Origin of the sequence: Nocardia sp. NPDC004568 (assembly GCF_040609955.1) — a bacterium.
Classification (GTDB): domain Bacteria; phylum Actinomycetota; class Actinomycetes; order Mycobacteriales; family Mycobacteriaceae; genus Nocardia.
The window spans coordinates 112232-137850 of sequence record NZ_JBEXLL010000004.1; the positions used below are offsets into that span (position 1 = coordinate 112232).

Annotated in this window: 2 protein-coding genes; both read right to left on the reverse strand. The window is 71.1% G+C overall.

Going from position 1 to position 25619, the window contains the following annotated elements:
• Positions 1 to 38: 38 nt before the first annotated feature.
• Positions 39 to 821, reverse strand: a complete 783-nt coding sequence (locus ABZV91_RS03510; protein ID WP_355234766.1) for an FkbM family methyltransferase — start codon at positions 819 to 821, stop codon at positions 39 to 41.
• A complete protein-coding gene (locus ABZV91_RS03515) occupies positions 815 to 25264 on the reverse strand; it encodes a non-ribosomal peptide synthase/polyketide synthase (protein ID WP_355234769.1) in 24450 nt (8149 codons plus the stop codon). Before ABZV91_RS03515 ends, ABZV91_RS03510 begins: the two co-directional genes overlap by 7 nt.
• Between the last annotated feature and the right edge of the window lie 355 nt (positions 25265 to 25619).

Here is a 25619-nt window from a genome sequence, read left to right on the forward strand (position 1 = left end):
GTCGGTGTCCTGCCGGCTCCCGGACCGGCACCGCGGGGTCAGGCGACGCGGCTCGCGTACACCTCGTGCAGATCGGTTCCGCGCAGACTCGGGTCCTGCCGGATCCGCGTGGTCAGCCCGTGACCGCCCAGCAGCTCGCGGAACTCCGCCAAGCGCCCGGCGGTATCGTGCACCTCCGCCACCACCGTGCGTATCCGCGGCCAGTCGCGCGCGGAGATCCCCCGCAGCACGTCGAGTTCCGCCCGTTCCACATCGACCTTCAGCACACCGATCTCGGCGTCCCGGGCGTGCCGGTCCAGGATGGCCGACACTGTCGTCACCTCGACGTCGATCTGTTCGCCCCGGTGCAGTTCGGCGGTGATGAGATCGACCGCCTCGTCGTCGAGACCGCTGTTGCGCAGGAATATCCGAGTCGCTTCGTCGTCCTCGGCGCGGTCGGCGTACAGGCCCGAGTTGGCCGGCGCCTGGGGGTACCAGGTGAGCGGGAGGATCCCGGGTTCGGCGCCGACAGCGGTCCGCACCGGCACGGCGTGCGGAACATACGCGTTCAGATTGCTCTCCAGGCAGCGGAAGGTCGCCGGTACGGGCTCGGCCGCGATCACCCGGGCGCCGGGACAGGCGTCGGCGAACAGCATCGCGGCCAGGCCGATATTCGCGCCGATATCGAGGGCGATGTCACCGGCCCGCAGTCCGGCGGCGGCCTGCCGGTAGAAACCGGTCGCCGCGGTGATCTCACCCCAGAGGAATCTCGCCTCCGCCGGGCTCGGGCAGTCGACCACTCTGCCGTCGTCGAGTTTCAGCGTCTGGTGCGTGTTCAGCATTGCGCTACGGCCCTTTCTATTACCGCACCGACAACGGTCAGTGCCTCGGGATGGCTCAGCTCGAGGTGCCGGACATCGACCACCCGGTTGTGGATCTCCCCGGTCACATAACGCCGCCACGAACGGGCCAGCGCCTCGTGATCGGTGTGGTCCTTCCCGGCGGTGAAGAAGTGCATGTCGCCGTCGAAGACCGCCGGCCGGTACCGATCGGCGATCGCACCGGCGGTCTCGAAACTCGTCATCACCCGGTCCACCTGTTCGGCGGTGAACATCGCGGTACCGAGTACCTGTTCCCGGACGACCGCCCAGGCCTGCTCATGGGTATCGGCACGGACGTCGTCGCCGAGGGCGAACAGCTCACGCCAGCCGCCGAGCAGATCCGCCATCAACTGTCCCGGCAGACGACCGCCGGCAGCCGGGGCGGTGGGGTCGCCGTCGGAGAGATCCACCGCGCTGTCCAGCAGCGCCAGCAGCCCGATCTCCGCACCGTCGCGCCGGAGCCGGACCGCCAGGGCATGGGCGATCTGACCGCCCAGCGACCAGCCGAGCAGGTGGTACGGCCCCTCCGGCTGTATGCGGCGGATCTCGCTCGCGTAGCGCTCCGCCAGCTCGTCCACCGATCCCGCCGGAGGTTCACCGGCCACCACATGCGGATCCTGCAGACCGTAGACCGGGCGGTCCGCGTGCACGTGCTCCACGAGACCGCCGTAGAACCAGGCCAGCCCGCCCGCCGGATGCACACAGAACAGGGGCGGTTTCGATCCGCTCGTCCGCAGGGGCAGCAGCACTTGTAGACCCGACCCGCCCTCGGCCTCGTCGGCCCGGCGGGCCAATGCCTCCGGTGTGGCGTCGTCGAACATCCACGGCAGCGCGATCGTCACGCCGCGCGCCTTCAGTTCGCGCACCACCATGGTGGCCAGCAGTGAGTTGCCGCCCAGATCGAAGAACCCGTCCGAGACCCCGACGCGCCCGACGCCCAACACCTGGGCGTACACCTCGCTGATCGCCTTTTCCGTGCCCGTCCGGGGGGCGACGAACTCGCTGGGGGCGGGGCCGGGATCCGGTGGGGGCAGAGCGGTGCGATCCAACTTGCCGTTCACCGTCAACGGCAGATCGGGGAGCACCGTGATCGTCGCCGGCACCATATAACCGGTGAGCACCTCGGCGGCCGTCGCCCGGACCGCGGCCGGATCGAGCTGTCCGCCCGCCGCGGCCACCACGTAGCCGATCAGCTGATCGACCCCGTGCGCGGGCCGGTGCACCGCCGCGGCGGCACGTACCACACCGGGATGCCGGAGCAGTGCCGATTCGATCTCGCCCAATTCGACCCGGTAGCCGCGCAATTGGATCTGGGCGTCGGCGCGACCGTGATAGCGGAGTTCGAGACCGTGCGCGCCGGCCTGCCAGCTGCCGACATCGCCGGAACGGTAGAGCCTGGCCCCGGCCGGCCCGTACGGGTTCGCCACGAACCGGCCCGCCGTCGTCGCGGGGGCGCCCAGGTAGCCTCGCGCGAGCTGGCCACCGGCCACATAGATCTCGCCGGCGACCCCGATGGGCACCGGGCGCAGGCGCTCGTCGAGCACATAGACCCGCAGACCCGGCAACGGCACACCGATTCCCGCGGTATCCGGTCCGGTGACCTCACCGAATGTCACGTGCACGGTGGTCTCGGTGATCCCGTACATATTGATCATCCGGGGCGACCCGGGCGCGTGCGCCGCGAACCAGCCGGCCAGCCGCGTCGCGTCCAGTGCCTCACCGCCGAACACGACATACCGCAGCGCGAGATCGGGCCCGCCTCGACCGGCGGCCCGGCGCTCCCGGTCCGCCTCGGCGAATCCGTAGAACGCGGAGGGTGTCTGGCTCAGGACCGTCACACCCTCGCGGGCGACCAGCTCGACGAAGGCCTCCGGCGTGCGGGACACCTCGTAGTCGACCACAACCAGCCGGCCACCGGTCAGCAGGGCGCCCCACATCTCCCACACCGCGAAATCGAAAGCGGAGGAGTGGAACAGGGTCCACACGTCGTCGGGGCCGAAGTCGAAACGCCCGGGTATCCGGGTGAACAGGGTGACCGCTTCGCGATGGCTCACCGTCACTCCCTTGGGGCGGCCCGTGGACCCGGACGTGTAGATCACGTAGGCCGTGTTGTCCGGCCGGGTGGCCGGCAACACCGGCGCCGGATCGCCGGCTGTCGCGCACTCCTCCACGAGCAGTACCGGAGCCGGGAACTCGGGCACCGCCGATACCGTCTGCGCGGAGGCGAGCACCGCCACCGGGCGGGCATCGTCGAGCACGAACCGCAACCGCTGCTCCGGGTAGGCCACATCCAGCGGCAGGTATCCGGCGCCGGTGCGCACCACGGCCAGTAGCGCGGCGACCAGGTCCACCGACCGGGTCAGCGCCACGGCCACCAGCGTTTCCGGGCCCGCACCGGACTCGGCGAGCCGCGCGGCGATCAGGCCGGCGCGCCGGTCCAGTTCCGCGTAGGTCAGCGTCGAACGGCCGTCGGTCACCGCGACGGCCCCGGGCCGGTCCGCGACCCGGGCGGCGAACAGGTGCGCGAGAGTCGTCTCGGGGATCGTGGCACCGGGGTGGCCGGCCGCGTCCAGCAGCGCGCGCCGCTGCGCGGCGTCGACGAGATCGATATCACCGACGACGACGTCCTGATCGGTGGTCACCTCCTCGAGGATCCGCACAAAGGCACGCGCGAACCGGTGCATCGTCTCCGTGACGAACAGGTCCGTCGCGAAGGTCAACCGGCCCACCAGACCGCCCGGCCGGCCCGTATCGTCGAACCGTTCCGCGAGCTTCACGTTCAGATCCGCCTGGGCCTGGTCGAAACCGTCCTCGACCGGTTCGACGGTGAGACCGGGCAGCCGGACCGCGGCCCGGCTCAGATTCTGGACGTCCAGCGTCACCTGGTAGAGCGGCAGATGCGCCGTCGACCGCGGCGGATTCAACGCCTCCACGACCTGTTCGAACGGTACGTCCGCGTGCGCCAGCGCCGCCAGATCAGTTTCCCGGATATCGGCAAGCAGTTCGGCGAACGTCTGCCGCGACGCCACCCGCGACCGCAGGACCAGCGTATTGACGAACATACCGATCAGATCGTCGAGTTCACGCACCCCGCGACCGGCCACCGGGGTACCGATGGCGATATCGCCGACGCCCGACAGCCGCGCCAGCAGGACCGAGAGCGCGGCGTGCAGCACCATGAAAGTCGTCGCGTTCCCCGCGCGGGCCGCCGCGCCGATCCGGGCGTGCAACTCGGCGGAGACCTCGAATTCGACGACGCGCCCGCGCAGCGACGCCACCGGCGGCCGGGGCAGATCGGTCGGCAACTCCAGCAGTTCGGGGAGTCCGCCCAGCGTCTGCTTCCAGAATCGCAGTTGCCGCGACATCACGGAGTCCGGATCGTCTTCGTCACCGAGGATCTCGTGCTGCCACAGGGCGTAGTCGGCGTACTGGACCGGCAGCGCCGGCCAGTCCGCGGCGCGGCCCTGCCTGCTCGCCTCGTACGCCACCGCCACATCGCGGGCGAGCGGCAGCATGGACTGTCCGTCCGCGCAGATGTGGTGCACGGTGATCATGAGGACGTGGTCGCGCGCGCCCAGTTCGAACAGCTCGATCCGCAGCGGCGGCGCCTGCGTCACATCGAAACCGGTGCTGACCGCGGTGACGGCCCGCCGCATCAGCTGATCCTCCGCCACCGGGACCGGCCGCAGCTCGGGCACCACCTCGGCGGCGGGAACCACCAGTTGATACGGGACGCCCTCGGCCATGGGGAACGCGGTACGCAGCGATTCGTGACGTTCGACGACCAGGGCGCAGGCCCGGCGCAGCGCGTCGATATCGAGCTCGCCGGTCAACCTGATCACCAGGGGGATGTTGTAGGCGCCCACCGACGTGTCGAACTGGTTGAGGAACCACATCCGCTGCTGGGCCGGGGACAGCGGTACCCGCGCGGGACGGGGCCGGGCCACCAGCGGCGCCCGGTGTTCGCGGTCGAGGCCGGTCAGCCGCGCGGCCAGCGCGGCCACCGTCGGCGCCTCGAACAGGTCCCGGACACCGACCCGGGCTCCGGTCGCGGCACTCAACTGCGCCGCCACCCGGGTCGCCGACAGCGAGTTCCCGCCGAGTTCGAAGAAACTGTCCGTGGCACCCACGTCGTCGAGATCCAGCACCCGTCCGAAGATCTCCGCCACCGTTCGCTCGGCGTCGGTACCCGGGGCGACCCACGCCCGGCGGGTACCGAATTCGGGCGCCGGCAGCGCCAGGCGGTCGAGTTTGCCGCTCGTGGTGAGCGGCAGCTCGGGCAGCAGGGTCAGCGCCTCGGGCACCATATGCGCCGGCAACCGGTCGCCCAGGACCGACCGGACCGCCTCGAGGTCCACCGACGCGGCACCCGCGAGATACCCGGCGAGCCGGTGGCGGCCCCGCGCGTCGGGCCGCAGGACGACCACCGCCTGATCGACCCCCGGGCAGCCGGCGAGCACACCTTCGATCTCACCGAGCTCGATGCGCTGGCCGCGAATCTTGACCTGGAAATCCCGGCGCCCCAGATACTCCAGTGTGCGCTCGTGGGTCCAGCGCACGAGGTCGCCGGTACGGTACATCCGCGTTCCCGCCGCACCGAACGGGTTCGCCACGAACGCGGCCGCCGTGGTCACCGGCCGGCTCAGATACCCGCGCGCCAATTGGACACCCGCCAGATACAGCTCCCCCACCACACCGGGCGGCACCGGCCGCAGCCAGGCATCCAGAACCACGGCCTCCACCCCGCGCAGCGGCTCACCGATCGTCACCGGGGCACCGGGCCGCAGCGGCCCGCTCATACAGGCCAGAATCGTGGTCTCCGTCGGACCGTACCCGTTCAGCAGGCACCGGCCCGGCGCCCAGACCGCCACCGTCTCCGGGGTCACCGCCTCGCCGCCCGCCACCAGCACGCGCAACGATTCCAGGCCCTCCGGGGACAGTGTCGCCAGCACGCTGGGGGTCAGGAATGCGTGCGAGATCCGGTGCGCGCGGATCAGTTCGGCCAGTTCGGCGCCCGCGTACACCTGCGGCGGCGGCAGTACCAGCACGGCGCCGTTGCTGTGCGCCAGCAGTACCTCGAGGATCAGGACGTCGAACCCGGGCGCGGAACCCTGTAGCACCCGTGACCCGCTGTCGACAGCGAAGCGTCTCCGCTGCTCGGCAGCGAAATTCGCCAGGCCCTCGTGCGTGACCGCCACTCCCTTGGGCACCCCGGTCGAGCCGGAGGTGTAGAGCACATAGGCCGTATCCCGCAGCTGCGCGGTACGCACGCGGGCGGCGTCCGATATCCGGCCCGGCGGGTAGGCGGCGAGGGACGCCAGGGTCTCCGGGTCGTCGAGAATCAGCGGCCGCACCGCCTCGGGCAGCGACTCGCGCACCGCTGCGGTCGTCAGCGCGACGCGGATATCGGCGTGTTCGACCATGAGCGCGACCCGTTCCGCGGGGTTGCGGGAGTCGATGGGCACGATCGCGGCGCCCGTTTTCGCCACCGCCCACAGGCCGGCCACGAACTCCACCGACCGGGGCAGCGCCAACGCCACCCGGTCGCCCGGACCGACGCCCCAGTCGATCAGCAGCCGCGCCAGCCGGTCGGACCGGGCCTCCAGGTCGGCGTAGGACACGGTCTGTCCGTCGGCGATCAGGGCCGCGGCCGCGGGTTCGCGGGCCGCCCCCGCCGCGAGCAGTTCCGACAGCGAGCGCGGCGCCTCGGCGCTGCCGCTCGAGGCCGGTACCAGGTCCGCGCGTTCGTCCGGCGACAGCAGCTCGATCGCCGCGAGCGGCTTGTCCGCGTGACCGGTGAGCGCGCACAGTACGCGGGCCAGCCGATCCGCGAGATCGGCCGCCGTCCGATCGTCGATCCGGGCGCGCTGGTAGCGGACCCGGATGTGCAGTTCCTCGGTCTGGTGCGCCTGGACCAGCAGCGGATAGTGGGCGGCGTCGCGGCCCTCGGCGGCGAGCACCCGCATCCCGTCGATATCGGTATCGCCCAGACCGCTGCTGTCGACCGGGTAGGACTCGAAGACGACCAGGGTGTCGAACAGGTGCGGACCGTTCGCGGCGGCCGTGATCTCGGACAGTTCGAGATAGTGGTGGTCGAGCAGCCGGGTGCTGTCGGCTTGCAGACGAGTCAGCAGGTCGGCCACGGTCCGGGTGGGGGTCACGTCGGCCGAGACCGGGATCGTATTGATGAACAGCCCGATCATCGACTCCACACCGGGCAGTTCGGCGGGCCGACCGGAGACGGTGCTACCGAAGACGACTCGTTCGGTGCCCAGCAGGCTACCCAGCACGACCGCCCAGGAGAACTGCACGACGGTGGCCATGGTGACCGCGTGCTCCCGGGCGAACTCGGTCAGCCGCTCGGTGGTGGCGCGTTCGAGCACGAGCGGCAGGTCGACCGGGATCTCGGCGACGGTCGCCGTCTGCCCGTCGGTGACCAAGGTCGGTTCGACCGACTCGCCCAGGGCCGCACGCCAGACCTGTACACCGGCCGCGTGATCGCGCTGGTCCAGCCAGGCCAGATAGTCACGGTAGGACGGCGCGGCCGGCAGCAGATCGGTGCGGTCGCCCACCGCGTAGAGACCGATGAGTTCCCGGCACAGCAGCGGCAGCGACCAGCCGTCGAGCAGCAGATGGTGCGCGGTCAGTACCAGCCGGACATCCCCGGAACCCACCGTGACCGCGAGGAAACGCAAGAGCGGCGGATCGGCGGGATCGAACACCACGGACCGTTCGGCTTCGATCAGCCGGTCGAGTTCGGCGGTGTCACCGCCGGTCTCGGCGCGATACCAGCGCAGCGGCACAGCGGCGGGAACGACCTGCGCGGCCACACCGTCGACCGTCCGGGTGAAGGCCGCGCGCAGGTTCGGGTGCCGGTCGAGCAGCGCTCGCGCGGCCCCTTCGAGCCGGGCCGGGTCTACCGTACCCGCGAGAGTCAGCACCGACTGGGCGGTGTAGACATCCAGTTCACCCGCGGCGAATTCGGCGTGGAAGAGCAGGCCCGCCTGCAGCGGCGCCAGCGACCACACATCGCTGAGCGGACCGTAGCGGTCGGTGAAGGTGTCCAGATCGGACTGGTTCACCGCGACGAGCGGTACATCGGCGGGGCACAGGCCCCAGTCGTCGCCGGTGCGGGCCGCCGCCGCGATCTCGCGGACGGCATCGATCCAGTCATCGGCCAGTTCGGCGACCTCCGCGTGGTCCAGCAACCGCGAGGCGTAGCCGATCTGCGCCGAGAGCACCGGGCCCGCCGCGGTCTCGGAGGTGTGCACATCGATCGTGATCGCCGCTGCCGCGGGCATATCCGGGTCGAACGCGCCGCGCTGGTCGAACTCCTCGCCGGTCGGAACCCAGGCCAGTCCCGACAGCGCGGCCAGATCGACCCCCGCCCGGCCGAGATTGTTGAAGGCGATCTGCGGTTCCGGCGCGCTCGCCAGCCGCTGTCCGGCGTCCGGATCGAGATAGCGCAGGAGACCGTAGCCGATCCCCTTGTCCGGGATCGCGCGCAACTGATCCTTGACCGCTTTCACCACGGCACGCATATCACCGGAGTCGATGCCGACCGGTTCGAGCGCGACGGGATAGGCACTGGTGAACCAGCCCACGGTGCGGGAGAGGTCCGCGCCCGGGACGAGCTGCTCCTCCCGGCCGTGCCCCTCGAGCAGAATCTTCGCACCCCGATGGGTGCTTCCGCGGCGGGCCCGCCAGCGGCCCACGGCGACCGTCAGTCCCGCGAGCAGCGCGTCGTCCACCGTGGCCCGGGCGACGTCGGGCACCACCTCCAGCAGGACCTTCGTCACCTCGGCCGGGAGGGCGACCGGCAGCTGCCGGACGGTCGCCTGGGTGTCGATGGACGGATCGAGCGCCGCCCGGCCCAGCAGCGGGTCGGCGGCGGTGCTCATGCGCTGCCACAGGCCGAGTTCGCCGGTGCGCTCCGCCGCCGCGTCGGTCAGGGCGTGCGCCCAGCGGCGCAGGGAGGTCCCCGGGGCGGGCAGATCCGCCCGCCGGCCCTCGGCGATCTGCTGCCAGGCGGTCGCGAGATCGGGCAGCAGGATCCGCCAGGAGACGCCGTCCACCGCCAGGTGGTGGATGACGACGAGCGCGCGGCTCTCCGCATCGACTCCGGCCGCGGGCAGCAGGCATACGACCTGCATCACCCGGCCCGCGGCCGGATCGAGACGTGCGGTGGCAGCGGCCAGCGCGGCCTCGGCCACCGCGGTGAACCCGTCGCGGCCCGGCGCCTGCCCGGCCCGGAAGGTTTGCACGAGTATCGCGTCCGCCGCATCGATCGACCCCGTCGGCAGCACCCGCAGACGACCGTCGCACAGCTGGGAGCGGAGCATATCGTGCCGGTCCAGCAGGGCCTGGACCGTCGCGGTGACCTCGGCCACCGCGGCGTCCGCGGGCAACCGCACCAGCATCGACTGGGCGAATCCCCGGGCCGCGCCGAGTCGTTCACCGAACCAGGCCACGATCGGCGTACTCGGGATATCCCCCACCCCGCCGCCGGGCAGTTCCGGGAGCGTCACCCGGCTCGCGCTCGTGGCGGCCCGCGCCAGCGCCCGGACGGTCCGGCGTTCGAAGATATCGCGGGCCCGGACGACCACCCCGGCGGCCTGCAGCCGCGCGGCGAGCTGGATCGACATGATGGAATCCCCGCCCAGCGCGAAGAACGAGGTGGTCGCCCCCACCGACGGCACGCCGAGCACCTCCGCGAAGGCGGCCGCGACGGTGCGTTCCAGTTCGGTGGCCGGCTCGACCGTGTCCGTTTCCCTTACCTCGAACACGGGTTCCGGGAGGGCTTTACGGTCCACTTTGCCGGTCGAGGCGAGCGGCATCCGGTCCAGGACGGTGATCGTGGCGGGCAGCATATGGGCCGGCAGCACGCCCGCGAGCCGGTCCGATACCGCGGCCGCGGCGATCTCCGTAGCGGGCTCGGCCACGACATACGCCGCGAGCATCGACCGGCCGTCCGGACCGGGGCGCGCGACCGTGACCGCGGCCGCGATGCCGGGCTGCGCGACCAGCGCGGCATCGATCTCACCGAGTTCGATGCGCTGGCCGCGGATCTTGATCTGGAAATCGCTGCGGCCGACGTATTCCAAGGTGTGTGCCGGAGTCCAGCGCACGATATCGCCGGTCCGGTACATCCGCGCTCCCGCGCCGCCGTGCGGGTTCGCCACGAACGCGCCCGCGGTCAGCGCCGGTCGATTCAGATATCCCCGTGCCAGTGCCGCGCCCGCGAGATACAACTCGCCCGGCACACCGACCGGCACCGGACGCAGCCGGGCGTCCAGGACGACGGCCCGCGCGCCGAGGATCGGGCCACCGATATCGATCGGACCGCCGGCGCGCACCGGAGCGCTCATCGTGGTGACGATCGTCGCCTCGGTCGGACCGTAGATATTGTGCAGCCGGCGCCCGGGCGCCCAGGAGGCGACCAATTCGGCCGGCACCCTCTCACCGCCGACCGCCAGCACCTGCACCGATTCGAGATCGGCGGGCGATACGGTCGCCAGCACGCTCGGTGTCAGGAAGGCATGCGAGACCTTGTGGTTGCGGATGAGCCGGGCCAGTTCCGGGCCACCGAAGACATCCGGTGGTGAGATGACCAGCGCGGCGCCCGCCGCACAGGCCATCAAGGCCTCGAGCAGCACCGCGTCGAAGGCCGGTGCCGCCACGTGCAGCACCCGTGCGGACCGGTCCACCCGATACCGCACCCGCTGGGCGGTGGCGAAGTTCGCGAGCCCCTCGTGGGTCACCACCACCCCCTTCGGCGTGCCGGTGGAACCGGAGGTGTAGATCACGTACGCCGTATCCTCTGTCCGGGCCCGCGGCAGGGCCGGCGCACTCGCGGAAAGCCCGTGCTGCCGCTCGATATCGGCGACCGTGGCCGGCTCGTCGAGCACCACCCACCCCACCCTGTCCGGCAACGCGGGCGCCGCGTCGGCCACCGTGAGGCCGAGGACGACACCGGAGTCGGCGACCATGTGGGCAATCCGCTCCCGCGGATACCGCAGATCCACCGGGACGAAGGCGGCGCCGGTCCGGGAGATCGCCCACATGGCGATCTGATAGTCCACCGAGCGCGGTACCGCCAGCGCGATATGGACGCCGGGGCCCGCGCCCCGCGCCACCAGATATCCGGCCAGCAGGTCGGCGCGCCGGTGGAGTTCGGCGTAGGTCAGGGTTTCGCTCTCGCCGATCAGCGCGATCTGCCCGGGGTGCGCGGCGACCGCCGCGGCCAGCAGATCCGACAGCAGACAGGGGGTTTCGTCCGGGCCGCCGACGGCCGGTACCAGCTGTGCGGTTTCCGCCGCGTCGAGCAGGTCGATATCGCCCACCGCCCGGGCCGGGTCGGTGGTGACCGCCTCGAGGACGCGCACGAACCGCTCGGCGAACGCCGTCGCGGTCGGCGCCGCGAACAGATCGGTGGCGTAGACGATCTCCCCGCCGATACCCGCGGGCCGCTCTCCGTCGGTCCGCTCGTCGAGCAGCACGGTGAGATCGGTTTTCGCCTGCGCGATCCCGGGGTCGAGCACGGTGATGTCCACACCGGGCAGTTCGAAGCGCGCCGGCCCGGTGTTCTGCAACCCGAACATCACCTGGTACAGCGGGGTGTACGCGGTCGACCGCGGCCGGTCGAGCACATCGACGAGCCGTTCGTAGGCGATATCGGCGTGCGCGAGGGCGGCCACGTCGACATCGCGCACGCCCGCGAGCAGGTCGCGGAACGACCGGCCCTCGGCGATCCGGGTGCGCAGCACCACGGTGTTGACGAACATACCGACCAGATCGTCGAGTGCCTCGTGTCCCCGCCCCGCGACCGGAGTACCGACCGAGACATCGTCGGTGTGCGCCGTCCGGGCGAGCAGGAGCGCCAGCGCCGCGTGCAGCACCACGAAGGTGGTCACGCCCTCCTGCCGGGCCAGGCGCGCGATCGCGTCGTGCAGTCGCGCCGGGATGCCGAAGCGTACGCCGGCGCCGGCCGTGGTGACCGTGGCCGGGCGCGGGCGGTCGGTCGGCAGAGCCAGCAGTTCCGGGCTGTCGCCGAGCACATCGGTCCAGTAGGCGATCTGCCGGGCGATCAGCGATCCGGGATCGTCCTCGGCGCCCAGGCGCTCCCGCTGCCACAGGGCGTAGTCACCGTACTGGACCGCCGGCGGTTCCCACGCCGGCGGCTGCCGGCGTGCGCGGGCCGCGTAGGCGGTGAACACATCACGGGCCAGCACCGGCATCGAGGCACCGTCGGCGGCGATGTGGTGCGCCACCAGGACCAGCGCGTGCTCCCCGGCGCCGATCCGGTACAACCCGGCCCGGACCGGCACCGATACCGCGACATCGAAACCGGTTTCGGCGACCCGCCGGATCCGCTCGGCCAGTTCGCTGCCGTCGGCGACCGCTTCGGCCTCCGGCAGCAGCTCGGCCCCGGCGGCCGGGGCGTCCAGGACGACCTGGCACGGTTCGCCGTCCACCATGGGGTAGATCGTCCGCAGCGGCTCGTGCCGGACGGTCACGTCCCGGAACGCGGCCCGCAGTGCCTCCACGTCCAGCGCACCGCTGAGCCGGGCCGCGAAACAGATGTTGTACGCGGCGGACCCGGTGTCGTACTGGTTGAGAAACCACATCCGGCGCTGCGCCGCCGCCAGCGGAACCGCGGCCGGACGCTCGCGCGCCGTGAGCGGGAGGGCGGCGCCGCGGGTGCGGGTGGCGAGCCGCTGTGCCAGACCGGCGATCGTCGGCTCGTCGAAGATATCGCGGATGCCGACCTCGACATCCAGGGCCGCCTCGGCGCGGGCGGCGAGGCGCGCGGCCGACAGCGAATCGACACCGAGCTCGAACAGCTCGGCGGTCACGCTCACCTGCTCGATTCCGGTCAGCTCGGCGACGATTCGCGCCAGCACGGTTTCCCGCTCGGTACGCGGGGCCACGAACTCGGCCGGTTCCTCGAACACCGGCCGGGGCAACTCCGCACGGTCCACTTTGCCGTTGGCGGTGAGTGGTATCGCCGCCAGTACCTGGACCGCGGCCGGGACCAGATAGGCCGGGAGCGTCCGCGCGATCCGGTCGCGCAGCTCGCGGCCCGTGACCACGGCGCCGGGAACGAGCGTCACATAGCCGGCGATCCGTGCCGTCGTCGCGACGACGACGGCACGGGCGACCTCCGGCAGCGCGCACAGCGCGGCTTCGATCTCGCCGGGCTCCACCCGCTGCCCGCGCACCTTCACCTGGAAATCGCGGCGCCCCCTGAATTCCAGATCGCCGGACCGCGTCCAACGGACCAGGTCGCCGGTGCGGTACAGCCGCTCCCCCGGCGCGCCGAACGGATGCGCGACGAAGGCGCCGCAGGTGAGATCGGGGCGGCCCTGATACCCGCGGGCCGTCTGCACGCCCGAGACGTAGAGTTCACCGGTCACCCCGAAGGGAACGGGTCGCAGGCGGGCGTCCAGGACATGGACGCGCATACCGGCGACCGGCCGGCCGATCGGCACGGTCGCGCGGGGGCCTTCCCCGGGCAGGCACCGGTGGCTGGTGACGACCTCGGCCTCGGCCGGCCCGTACCAGTTCACCACCTCGGCATTGCCGAATATTCGCACCGAGTCGTCGACGGTACGCTGGGCCAGCGCTTCCCCGGCGACGAACACCCGGCGGACCGACGGCAACGGCGCCGCGGTGGTGTCGAGCAGGACATCGAGCATCGACGGGACGAAATGCACGGTGGTGATCCGGTGTTCGGCCACAACCTTCGCCAGGTAGGCCGGGTCGCGGTGACCGTCCGGGGCGGCGACCACGAGCTGCGCGCCGGTCTGCAACGGCCAGAACAGCTCCCATACCGCGATATCGAAAGTGACGGGGGTCTTGAACAGCACCACATCGGTCCCGTCGTGCGGCCACTGCCGCTGTGCCCACGCCAGCTGCGCCGCGGTCGCGGCATGCGTCAGGGCGACCCCCTTCGGCAGGCCGGTGGAACCCGAGGTGAACAGCACGTAGGCCGTGTGTTCCGGGCGCAGCGGCGCCCGGCGGTCCGCGTCGGTGAGCGGGGTGTCGCCGTAGCCGCTGAGGTCCGCCCGGTCGATCGGCTCGGCGGCGTAGTCCACCGGCAGATTCCCGCCGTCCGCGGACGTGGTCAGCACCAGCAGGGGCCGGGCCGCCGCGAGCACGCGGCCGATCCGCGCGGCCGGATGGTCGGGATCGAGCGGGAGGAACGCGGCCCCGGTCTTGACCACCGCGTACAGCGCGGTGACGAGATCGGTGGAACGGCGGATCGCCACCGCCACCACGGTTTCCGGTCCGGCACCACGGTCGGTGAGCCAGCGGGCGAGACGGTTCACGCGCCCGTCGAATTCCCGGTAGGTGAGCACGCCACCGGCCGGATCGCGCAGCGCCGGCGCGGCCGGGGTACGGGCCACCTGGGCGTCAAAGAGGCCGGCCAGGGTGCGGCCGGTGACGACAGGGTCGCCGGTGGCGTTCCACTGGCGCAGGAGCACTGCCCGATCGGCCTCGTCGAGGAGTTCGATATCGCCGGCCGCCGCGTACGGATCGGTCGCCGCGGCCTCGAGCACGCGGACGAACTGTGCGGCGAACCGGGCAGCGGTGTCCTCGTCGAACAGGTCGGTGGCATAGGTGAGGCGCAGTGTCATACCGACCGGCTCGTTGTGGGCGCCGTAGCCCTCCGACATCATCAGCAGCAGGTCGCAGATCGCGGCATCGTCGCCGGGATCGAGATCGTCCACGGTGAGGTCCGGCAGTTCGACGTGGGCCCGGTCCATGTTCTGATAGGCGAGCATCACCTGGAACAGCGGCGTATGCGCCGCCGAACGCACCGGGTTAAGCACTTCCACCAGCTGTTCGAACGGGACGGTGGCATGGTCGTAGGCCTCGATATCGGCCCGCCGGACCTGCTCCAGGAGTTCCCGGAAGCTCTCGTGCGGCGTGACCCGGGTCCGCATCACCAGGGTATTGACGAACATGCCCACGAGACCGTCGAACGAGCGGTGGCCGCGGCCCGCGTGCGGCACCCCGATGGTGATGTCGTCGCTACCGGACAGCCGCGCCAGCAGGACCGCCAGCGCCGTATGCGCCACCATGAACGTGGTGGCGCCGCCGCGTCGTGCCAGTGTCTGCACCCGCCGGTGCAGTTCACCGGGAATCGTGACCTGTACGGACGCACCGCGCTGGGAGCGCCGCGGCGGCCGCGGCCGATCGGTCGGCAGATCCAGGACATCGGGAACACCCGCGAGCCGGGTACGCCAGTAGGCGATCTCGCGCGCACCGCGTGACCGCGGATCGTCCGCCGCCCCGAGCACCTCACGCTGCCAGAGGGCGAAATCGGCGAACTGCACCGGCAGCGGCGCCCACTCCGGCCGGCCACCCAGCGAACGCGCCCGATAGGCGGTCATCAGATCGGTGGCCAGTGGTGCCACCGAGAAACCGTCGCAGCTGATGTGATGCGCGGCCAGCGCGAGCACCCAGACCGATTCGGAGAGCTGGAAGAGACCGACCCGCAGGGGCACCCCCGCCGTCACATCGAAGGTACGGCCGAAGAACTCCGTCAGCCGCCGCGGCAGTTCGCCCTCGGCGATCGGTTCCGGTACGAGATCCCCGTACGCGGCGACCTCCGCGTACGGCAGCACCACCTGGGCCGGCACACCGTCGACGGCGGGGTAGACGGTACGCAGACTCTCGTGCCGCTCGACCACATCACCGACGGCCGCCGTGAGCGCCCCGAGATCGAGGACGCCGTCGAGCCGGATCGCCAGCGGGACGATGTATCCGGCGGCCGCCGGGTCGAACTGGTTGAGGAACCACATCCGGGACTGCGCCGGCGAGAGCGGTATCCGCTCCGGGCGCGGGCGGGGCGCGGGCGCCGGGAGGCTCGGTACCGCCCGCAAACGGGTGATGCGCTCGGCGAGGTCGGCGACCGTGGGCGCCTCGAAGATCACCCGCACCGCGACGTCGACCTCGAGGATATCGCCGATCCGGCTCAGCGCCCGCGTCGCGAGCAGCGAATTACCGCCCAGTTCGAAGAAATCGTCCTGGGCGCCGATCTCCGGCAGGGCGAGCAACTCGCCGAAGACCTCGGCCACTGTCTGTTCGACCAGGCCCCGCGGCTCGCGGAACTCGGCCGCACGCAGGGCGGGGTCCGGCGCCGGCAGCGCGCGGTGATCGACCTTGCCGTTCGCGGTGAGCGGGAGGGTATCGATCCGGATCACCGTGGCCGGAACCATATAGGCGGGCAACCGTTCCCGCAGCGACGCGCGGATCTCCTGGGTATCGCACGAGGGCGGCGCGACCACATAGGCGACCAGGCGCTGTTCGCCGTGGTCGGTGCGTACCTGTACCACCGCGGCGTCCACGGCGGCGTGAGCCACCAGCGCGGCCTCGATATCGCCGGGCTCGATCCGGAGACCGCGCAGTTTCACCTGGGTATCGGCTCGGCCCACGTAGCGCAGGGTGCCGCCGGCGTCCCAGCGCACCAGGTCGCCGGTGCGGTACAGCCGGGCGCCGCCCGTGCCCGACGGGTCGGCGACGAAGGTGGCCGACGTCAGCGCGGGACGTTCGTGATATCCGCGGGCCAGCTGCGCCCCGCCCAGGTACAGCTCGCCCGTGACACCGTCCGGCACCGGCCGCAGCCGTGCGTCCAGCACCCGGACCACCACATTCGCCTCGGGTACGCCGATCGGCACGGCGGAGCCGGACACGTCCTCGACACGGTGGGAGGTGACGCTGACCGCGGCCTCGGTCGGGCCGTAGAGATTGTCGATACGCGCGGTGCTGACCTCGGTGAAGCGACGGACCGTCTCGGCCGGCAGCGCCTCGCCGATACACAGGACGCGCCGCAGATCCGGGAATTCGCGGCCCTCGGCGGTGGCCAGGAACGCGGCGAGCAGCGACGGGACGAAATCGACCGTGGTGACCCGGTGTTCGGCCAGCAGCCGGGCCAGCACCCTGGTGTCACGGTGCGCGTCCGTGTCCGCGACCACCAGTGCCGCGCCACAGGCCGCCGCGGAGAACAGTTCCCACACCGACAGGTCGAAGGTCACCGGCGTGCGCCAGATCATCACATCGGAACCGTCGAGACCGTAATGCTCGCGCATCCAGCACAATTGGTTGACCACCGCACGGTGCGTGACGGCCACGCCCTTGGGCACACCGGTCGAGCCGGAGGTGTAGATGACGTAGGCCAGATCGTCCGGAGACAAGGGCCGGATCCGGTCGGCGTCGGTGACCGGTGCCGGATCGTGCCGCGGCACTCCCAATTCCGCGAGGACCCACCGCGGCACTCCAGCGGGCAGGTCCACCTCGTCGCCCCGGGTGAGCACGGCGATCGGCCGCGCTGTCGCACAGACCGAGCGCAGCCGGTCGGCGGGGTGCTCCGGATCCAGCGGCAGGTACGCGGCACCGGCGGCGTGGATCGCGTACAGACTCGTGAGCAGATCGACACAGCGGTGCATCGCGACGGCGACCACCGTCCCCGGACCCGCGCCCCGGCCGATGAGCGCGCGGGCCAGCCGGTTCACCCGCTGCCCGAAGTCCCCGTAGTCCAGGCGCTCGCCGGTCGCGGCGTCGACGACCGCCGTATTCCGCGGGGTCGCCGTGGTCTGGGCCGTGAACAGATCCGGCAGCGACGCCGGGCCGGCGACTGTGCTCACGCCGGCCGACCGCTCGGCCAGCGCCTGCCGCTCGGCCGTGGTCAGCAAGTCGATATCGCCGACGGGCGCGGTGGGATCAGCCAGGACCGCGCGCAACAGTCGCAGATAGCGGTCGAAGAGGGACCGGATCGACGACTCGTCGAACAGATCTGTGGCATAACCGAATTCGACCGCCATCCCGCCGGATCCGTCCTCGGTGGGCGTGGCGTCGACCAGATTCAGGTGCAGATCGTATTTGGCGACGGCCGGGTCGATCATCCGGGCCGTGACCGTCAGCCCGTCGATCCGGACCTCCGGGATCTCGATGTTCTGGAACGAGAACCCCACCTGGGTCAGCGGCGCGTGCGCCGTCGACCGGGGCGGATTGAGCACCTCGACCAGTCGCTCGAACGGGATGTCGGCGTTCTCGAACGCGGCCAGATCCGCGGCGCGAACCTGGTCGAGAACCGCGGCGAACGACGCACCGGGCGCCACGCGTGTCCGCAGCACCAGCGTATTGACGAACATACCCACCAGGCCGTCGAGGCCGGGTTCGCCGCGGCCGGCGATCGGCGTTCCGACGGCGATGTCCCCGGTCCCGGACAGCCGGGCCAGCAGCGCCGCGTAGACGGCGTGCATCACCATGAACACGGTGGTGTCGTGGCGGCGGGCCAGGGCGATCGCCTCGCGATGGAGGTCCGCGGGCAGCGTGGTGGAGTACGTCGCACCCCGGAAGCTCTGCTGGGCCGGGCGCGGCCGGTCGGTAGGCAGGTCGAGCACTTCGGGCAGGTCGGCGAGGGCCGAGCGCCAGTACTCGGTCTGCGCCACCGTCGGGCTGTGCGGGTCGTCCTCGGTGCCGAGCAGTTCCCGCTGCCACAGCGTGTAATCGGCGTACTGCACCGGCAGCGGCGCCCACCGGGGCTCGTGGCCGCGGTGCCGGGCCCGGTAGGCGGTCATCAGGTCGGCGGCGAGCGGGGCGAGCGACGAACCGTCGAAGCCGATGTGGTGGACCACCAGGACCAGGGTGTGCTCGTCGGGCGCGCTGCGCAGCAGCGTGATCCGGAGCGGTACCTCCCGGGTGACGTCGAATCCGGCCGCGGTCGCCGCGGCGATCCGGGCCTCGACCGTGTGGGCCGGCACCGCGACCGGTTCCGGCGGCGCGCAGGCGTCCACCACCGGCACGATCACCTGGTGTGGTCCGCTGTCGCTGTCCGGGTAGCGAGTGCGCAGCGCTTCGTGGCGGCCGAGCACGTCGGCGACCGCGGCCTGTACGGCCGCCACATCGAGGGGGCCCGAGAGTCGCAGTACCAGCGGAATGTTGTACAGCGGCGAGTCCGGCTCGAACCGATTGAGGAACCACATCCGCGTCTGCGCCGGCGACAGCGGGATCCGCTCCGGGCGGTGCTGCGGGACCAGTGGTTGCCGGCCGGCCGGAGCGCTCGCGCGCAGCCGGTCCGCCAGCGCCGCGACGGTCGGTGCGTCGAACACTGTGCGCAGGGCGATATCGACACCGAATTCGGCGCTCAACCGGCCGGCGACCCGGGTGGCCGACAGCGAGTTGCCGCCCAGGTCGAAGAAGCTGTCGAAGGCTCCCATCCGTTCGACGCCGAGCACCTGCGCGCACACCCGTGCCACGGTTTGTTCGACGCTGTCGCGGGGCGCGACGAATTCCGTGGCGGCGTTGCCGAACACCGGCTCGGGCAGCGCGGCGCGATCGATCTTGCCGACCGGTGAGAGCGGCAGCGTCTCGAGCACCAGCACGGTTTCCGGCACCATATGCGCCGGCAGGCGCTGCGCGGTGTCCGCCAGCAGTGCCGCGGTGTCCACTTCGGCGTCCGCGGGCACCACGTACGCGGCCAGGCGGGCGCCGTGTGCGCCGGGGACGCCCACCACATGGGCGACCGCCACGGCCGGGTGCGCGGCCAGTGCGGCCTCGATCTCGCCGAGTTCGATGCGCTGACCGCGGATCTTGACCTGGAAGTCGGTGCGGCCGGCGTATTCCAGAGTCCCGTCGCGGGTCCAGCGCGCCAGGTCGCCGGTGCGGTACATCCGGGCGCCGGGCGGACCGAAGGGCGCGGCGACGAACGCGGCGGCCGTGGCCGCGGGCCGTCCCAGGTAGCCGCGGGCCAGTTGCACTCCGGAGACGAAGAGTTGCCCGGTCACCCCGACCGGAACCGGCCGCAGCGCGGGATCGAGGACCACGGCCTCGATACCGCGGATCGGTCCGCCGATGGTCACCCGGTCGCCTACCGACAAGGGATCGCTGATCGCGACCATGATGGTGGTCTCGGTGGGGCCGTATCCGTTGAACAGTTCGCGACCGGGCGCCCATGTCGCCACCGTCTCGGCCGGTACCGCCTCACCGCCGGCCACCAGCACCCGCAGGCAGTCCAAGCCCTCCGGTGTCATCGTCGCCAGCACACTCGGTGTCACGAACGCGTGCGAGACCCGTTGGGCGCGAACGAGTTGCGCCAGTTCCGCGCCGGCGAAGACCTCCGGCGGCGAGATCACGAGCGCGGCACCGTTCGCATGTGCCATCAGCAGTTCGAGGACGACCGCGTCGAATCCGGGCGCTGCCAGCTGCAATACCCGCGCGGACGGATCCACCCGATAACGCTCGCGTTGTTCGGCGGCGAAATTCGCCAGGCCCTCGTGCGTCACCGCGACGCCTTTGGGTGTACCGGTCGAGCCCGAGGTGTACAGCACGTACGCCGTATCGAGCACACGGCCGGGCCGGGTCCGTTCCCGGTCGGTCACCGGCGCCGCCGATCCGGCGGCGAGCGCGGCCGCGGTATCGGGGTCGTCGAGTACCAGCCGCATGATCGACTCGGGCAGCAGTGCCCGGTGGGATTCGACCGTCACCGCGACACGGACCGCGGCGTCGCCGAGCATGAGCGCGATCCGTTCGGCCGGATTCCGCGGGTCCACCGGGACGAAGGCCGCGCCGGTCACCGCCACCGCCCGCATACCGGCCACGAATTCGACCGAACGTCCCATCACGAGCGCGACGTGGTCACCCGGACCGACCCCGCGTGCGATGAGGTCACGGGCTATCCGGTTCGACCACGCGTCCAGTTCGCCGTAGGTGACCATCCGTTCGCCGGCGATCACCGCCACCGCGTCGCTGTCGGCGGCCGCGAGTACATCGGCCAACAGCCGCGGTGCCGCCGCCGGGGCGCCCGTGGCCGGGACCAGCCCGGCCCGCTCGGTTGCGGACAGCACGTCCACCGTACCGACCCGGACGCCCGGATCGGTCACGACCGCGTCGAGCACCCGGTTCAGCCGGGCCGCGAACTCCGCGACCGTGTGCCGGTCGAACAGGTCGGTCGCGTAGTCGACGCGCAGCGCGACGTCACCACCGGCGGAAGCGTTCTCCGCGACGGTGACCACGAGGTCCACCTTCGCCGTGGCCACCTCCGGATCCAGGACCTCCACGGTGAGGCCGGGCAGTTCCAGACTCGGCCGCTGCATGTTCTCGAAGGCCAGATACACCTGGCACAGCGGGGCGTACGCGGCCGACCGCCGGGGATCGACCTCCTCCACGACCCGCTCGTAGGGCAGGTCGCTGTTGGCGAAGCCGTCCACATCCACCGCGCGCACCCGGGCCAGGAAGTCCGTGAACGATTCGCCCGGGCGGACCGGGGTGCGCAGCGGCACGGTGTTGACGAACATACCGACGAGCGGTTCGAGCGCGGGTTCGCCGCGCCCGGCCACGGCGGTACCGACAGTGATGTCGTCGGAGCCCGACAGCCGGGCGAGCAGCACGACGAGCGCGGCGTGCACGACCATGAAGCCGGTGACGTTCGCCGACCGGGCCAGCCTCTCGATCCCGCGGTACACCTGGGCGGGGATCACGGTTTCGGTGCGGTCGCCGCGCAGCGACCGTTGGGCCGGCCGGGGCCGGTCGGTGGGCAGCTCCAGTACCGGCGGCTTTCCGGCCAGGTGCCCCTTCCAGTAGTTCAGCTGACGGGCCGCCGGCGACTCCGGGTCCGCCTCGTCACCGAGCAGTTCGCGATGCCAGACGCTGTAATCGGCGTACTGCACCCGCAGTGCCTGCCAGTCCGGCGTCTTGCCCTGCACCCTGGCCTCGTAGGCGGTCGCGAGATCGGCAGACAGCGGCCGCAGCGACGATCCGTCGCAGCAGATGTGATGCAGGACGACGGCCAGGACGTGCCGGCGCCGGTCGGCCGAGGCGTACAGGCCGCTGCGCAGCGGCGGCCGTACGCTGACATCGAAACCCTGTGCCGTGAGCTCCCGGATGCGGTGCTCGAGCTCCGCCCCGTCCGCGATCTCGGGCACGAGATCCAGGCCGGCGATCACCTCCTCGGCCGGCAGTACCACCTGGGAACCCGCACCCTCGACGGCCGGGAAGACGGTCCGCAGGGCCTCGTGCCGGTCCAGGACGTCGACGAGCGCGGTCCGCAGCGCCGCCACATCGAGTTGGCCGGTCAGTCGCACCACCAGGGGGATGTTGTACGCCGCCGAGGCCGGGTCCGCCTGGTTGATCAACCACATCCGGTTCTGCGCGGGGGCCGGCGGGACCGGGTCCACCCGCGGCCGGGCGCGCAGGGCGGGACGGGCCGGGCGGTGTCCGGCCGCGATACGCGCCGCCAGTCCGGCGACGGTCGGGGCGCCGAACAGGTCGCGCACCGAGACATCACAGCGGGTCAGCTCGCCGATCCGGACGGCGGCGCCGGTCGCGGTGAGCGAATTGCCGCCCAGGTCGAAGAAGTCGTCCAGTACGCCGACCCGCTCGACGCCGAGGACGTCGGCGAACACATCGGCGATCGTCTCCTCGACCACCGTGCTCGGCGCGACATAGGCCGCGGCCGAATCGAACACCGGCTCGGGCAGGGCCCGGTGATCGACCTTGCCGTTGACGGTCAACGGCAGCTCGGGCAGGACGACGACGCTCGCCGGCACCATGTACTCCGGCAGGACCCCGGCCATCCGGCCGCGCAGGACGTCGGCGACGACCTCGGCCGGATCGCCGACCGGCACCACGTAGGCGACCAACCGGGCCGCCTCCGTACCCGGCCGATGGACGACCACGACCGCGGACGCCACCACGCTGTCGGCCAGCAGTACATTGCGGATCTCGTCGAGTTCGATCCGGAACCCGCGCAACTGGACCTGCTGATCGGCCCGGCCGCGATATTCGAGCTCGCCCCGGTGGTTCCAGCGGGCGATATCCCCACTGCGATAGAGCCGCGTACCCGGTGCGCCGAAGGGGTCGGCGACGAAACGGGCCGCGCTCAGCGCGGGCCGCCCGAGATATCCGCGGGACAGTTGCGCCCCCGAAACGTAGATTTCACCCCACGCCCCCAGCGGGGCCGGCCGCAACCGCTCGTCCAGGACATAGGTGCGCAATCCCGGCAGTGCCGTGCCGATCGCGCTCGCGGCGCCCGGCACCGCGATATCCGGCGTCAGCGGCAGATAGGTGACGAACACGGTGGTCTCGGTGATCCCGTAACTGTTGGCCACGACCGGCACCCGCGGCTGGTGTTCGTACCAGGCGGCCAGTCCCGCCGGATCCAGGCGCTCCCCCGACAGGATCACCGACCGCAGCGCCAACGGCCCCTCGGCTTCCCCGCCGGCCGCGTACCGCTCCCGGGCGGCCACGAACTGCTGGAAAGCCGACGGTGTCTGGTTGAAAACGGTGACCTTCTCCCGCGCCACCAGGCGGACGACCTCGTCGGGCGACCGGGTGGTCGCGGTGTCCACGACGACGACACGCCCCCCGGAAACCAGCGGGCCGAAGATCTCCCACACCGAGTAGTCGAATGCGAAGGAGTGGAACAGGGTCCAGACATCGCCGGGCCGGACCCCGATCTCGGCGCAGGCATTGGTCAGGTACGACGCCACGGCACGGTGCGCGATCGGCACGCCCTTGGGACGGCCGGTCGAGCCGGAGGTGTAGATGACATAGGCGATATTGTCCGGCCGCAGTGGGCGGGATCGTTCGGCATCGGTGACCGGCGAGCTGTCGCCGTCGGACCCGGCGCGGTCGTCGAACACCACGATCCGGTCCGGGTCGCCCGGGACACTCTCGCGCAGTGCGCTGTTCGTGACCACCAGCACCGGCGCGGCGTCGGCGAGCACATAGTCGAGCCGGTCGGCGGGATGGGCGATGTCCAGGGGCAGATATCCGGCCCCCGTTTTCAGCACGGCCAGGGTGGCGACGAGCAGCTCCGCGTCCCGCGGCAGCGCGACGGCCACCAGGCTTTCCGGCCCGGCGCCACGGGCGATGAGCGTGCGGGCGAACCGATTGGACCGCTCGTCCAGCTCCCGATAGGTCAGGACAGTCGGGCCGCAGGTCACGGCGACCGCGTCGGGGCGGACCGCCGCCCGGTCGATCAGCAGATCGACCAATGTAGTGACCGCGACCACACCGTCGCGCCCCGCGAGGTCGCCGACGAGGCGCTGTTCTTCCGCCGAGTCGACGAGTGGAATATCCACCACGGGGGTGTCCACGGGCGATTCCAGCAGGCGCCCCAAGAATTCGACGAACCGTGTGGTGTGCAGTTCGAGTTCGTCCTGGCTGTACAGATTCGGATTGCCGTGCAGTTCGAGCAGCAGCGGCCCGTTCGTACCGGGACGGTAGAGGTTCAGCTGCATATCGTCGAGTACGCCGGAAGTGAGGGCGCGATATCGGCCGACGGCGGATCCGAGGCGGATCTCGCTGTCGAAGAACAAGATGTTGACGACCGGACCGAACGAATTGGCCGCTGTATCGGCGATATTCGTCTCGCGTCGCATATCCTCGAACCGGTAGAGCTGATGGCGGATCGCCGAAACGAGCTCGGACACCGCGGCGCCGACCAATCCGGCGATCGTGGTCTGCGGCGTCACCGCGAACCGGATCGGCACCATATTCGCCAGCATGGCCGCGGCGTGCCGCAGGCGCCGGGTCACCCGGCCGCTCACCGGCATCGACAGCACCACGTCCTCGGAGCCCGTCATTCTCGCCAGGAACGCGGAGAACGCGGCGATGACCACCTGGGCGGGCGAGGCCCCCTGATTCTCGGCGAACCGCTCGAGCAGCTCCGACAGCGGGTCCGGCAACTGCCGGCCGGCGATACGGTCGTTATCGCTCCAGCGCGCGGCGCGTCCCGAAAGGCTCACCGGTGTCGGGAGACCGGAAATCTTGTCGTGCCAGTACGCCCGGTCGGATTCGAAGCGCGGACTCGTGTGGTACGCGCGATCGGCCTCGGCGATATCCCGCAGATCCGCCGCCACCAGCGGCGGCGGCTGTCTACCCTCGATGATCGCGTTGTAGTGCTCGGTCATCCGGCTCATCACATTGAATGCGCCGTATCCGTCGATGATCAGATGGTGCGCGCGGGCGTACCACAGGTACCGCCGCTCGCCGATCTTGATGAGTTTGGCGACCGCCAGCCGGTCACGGCCGAGGTCGACAGCCTTGGTGCTGTAGTCGCGGCGCATCCACTCCATGGCCGCGGCATACGGATCGTCGGCAAAGGACAGATCCAGTAGGGCGTCGGCATAGGTGATACCGCGGTCCACGAATTGATAGGGGCGGCCGTCGAATTCGACGACCCGCACGACGAGTGATTCGGTTTCCCGCCCGACGATGTTGATTGCCTCGGTGAGTAGGTCGACATCTATCGCGCCCTCGATATCGACGTAATGCGCGATATTGACGTTCGGCCTGCCCGGAAGATTGTCGGCCAGCCACATGCTGTACTGCGCCCGCGACAACGGAATGAGATCAAGATCGTGGTCGACAGCTGTGGCCGATCGCGAATTCATCTTCCAACCTCTCGCTCGGACTCGGAGGCACCGGAACACAGCAGAAAACGCCCCCTGCTGCGCTCGAAGCCTGGGTACGACTTCGTCGTGACGAAGCGGTGTCCGCGCCCCTGCTACGCGAACACCTTCAAGAGCAAACAGCTATCAGATCGTGCGCCGGACAATTTATGCACACCGCCCGCGCGCCGTGCAAACAGGAACGGCGTTTTGCCGGTCGGCGCGCCGACCACCCACGACCCGGAACCCGGACCCCGGTTCGGCATCCGTGAACCATGGTCCGACCCGGAGCTCGAGCGAGCCGGATACGGCGCAGGTGCTCCGCGATATGGTCGCGCCTCCGCTGTACGCACGGATC

Excerpts from the sequence above, each read along its gene's own strand:
- ABZV91_RS03510 (WP_355234766.1), bottom strand. The coding sequence starts at position 821 with ATGCTGAACACGCACCAGACGCTGAAACTCGACGACGGCAGAGTGGTC.
- ABZV91_RS03515 (WP_355234769.1), bottom strand. The coding sequence starts at position 25,264 with ATGAATTCGCGATCGGCCACAGCTGTCGACCACGATCTTGATCTCATT.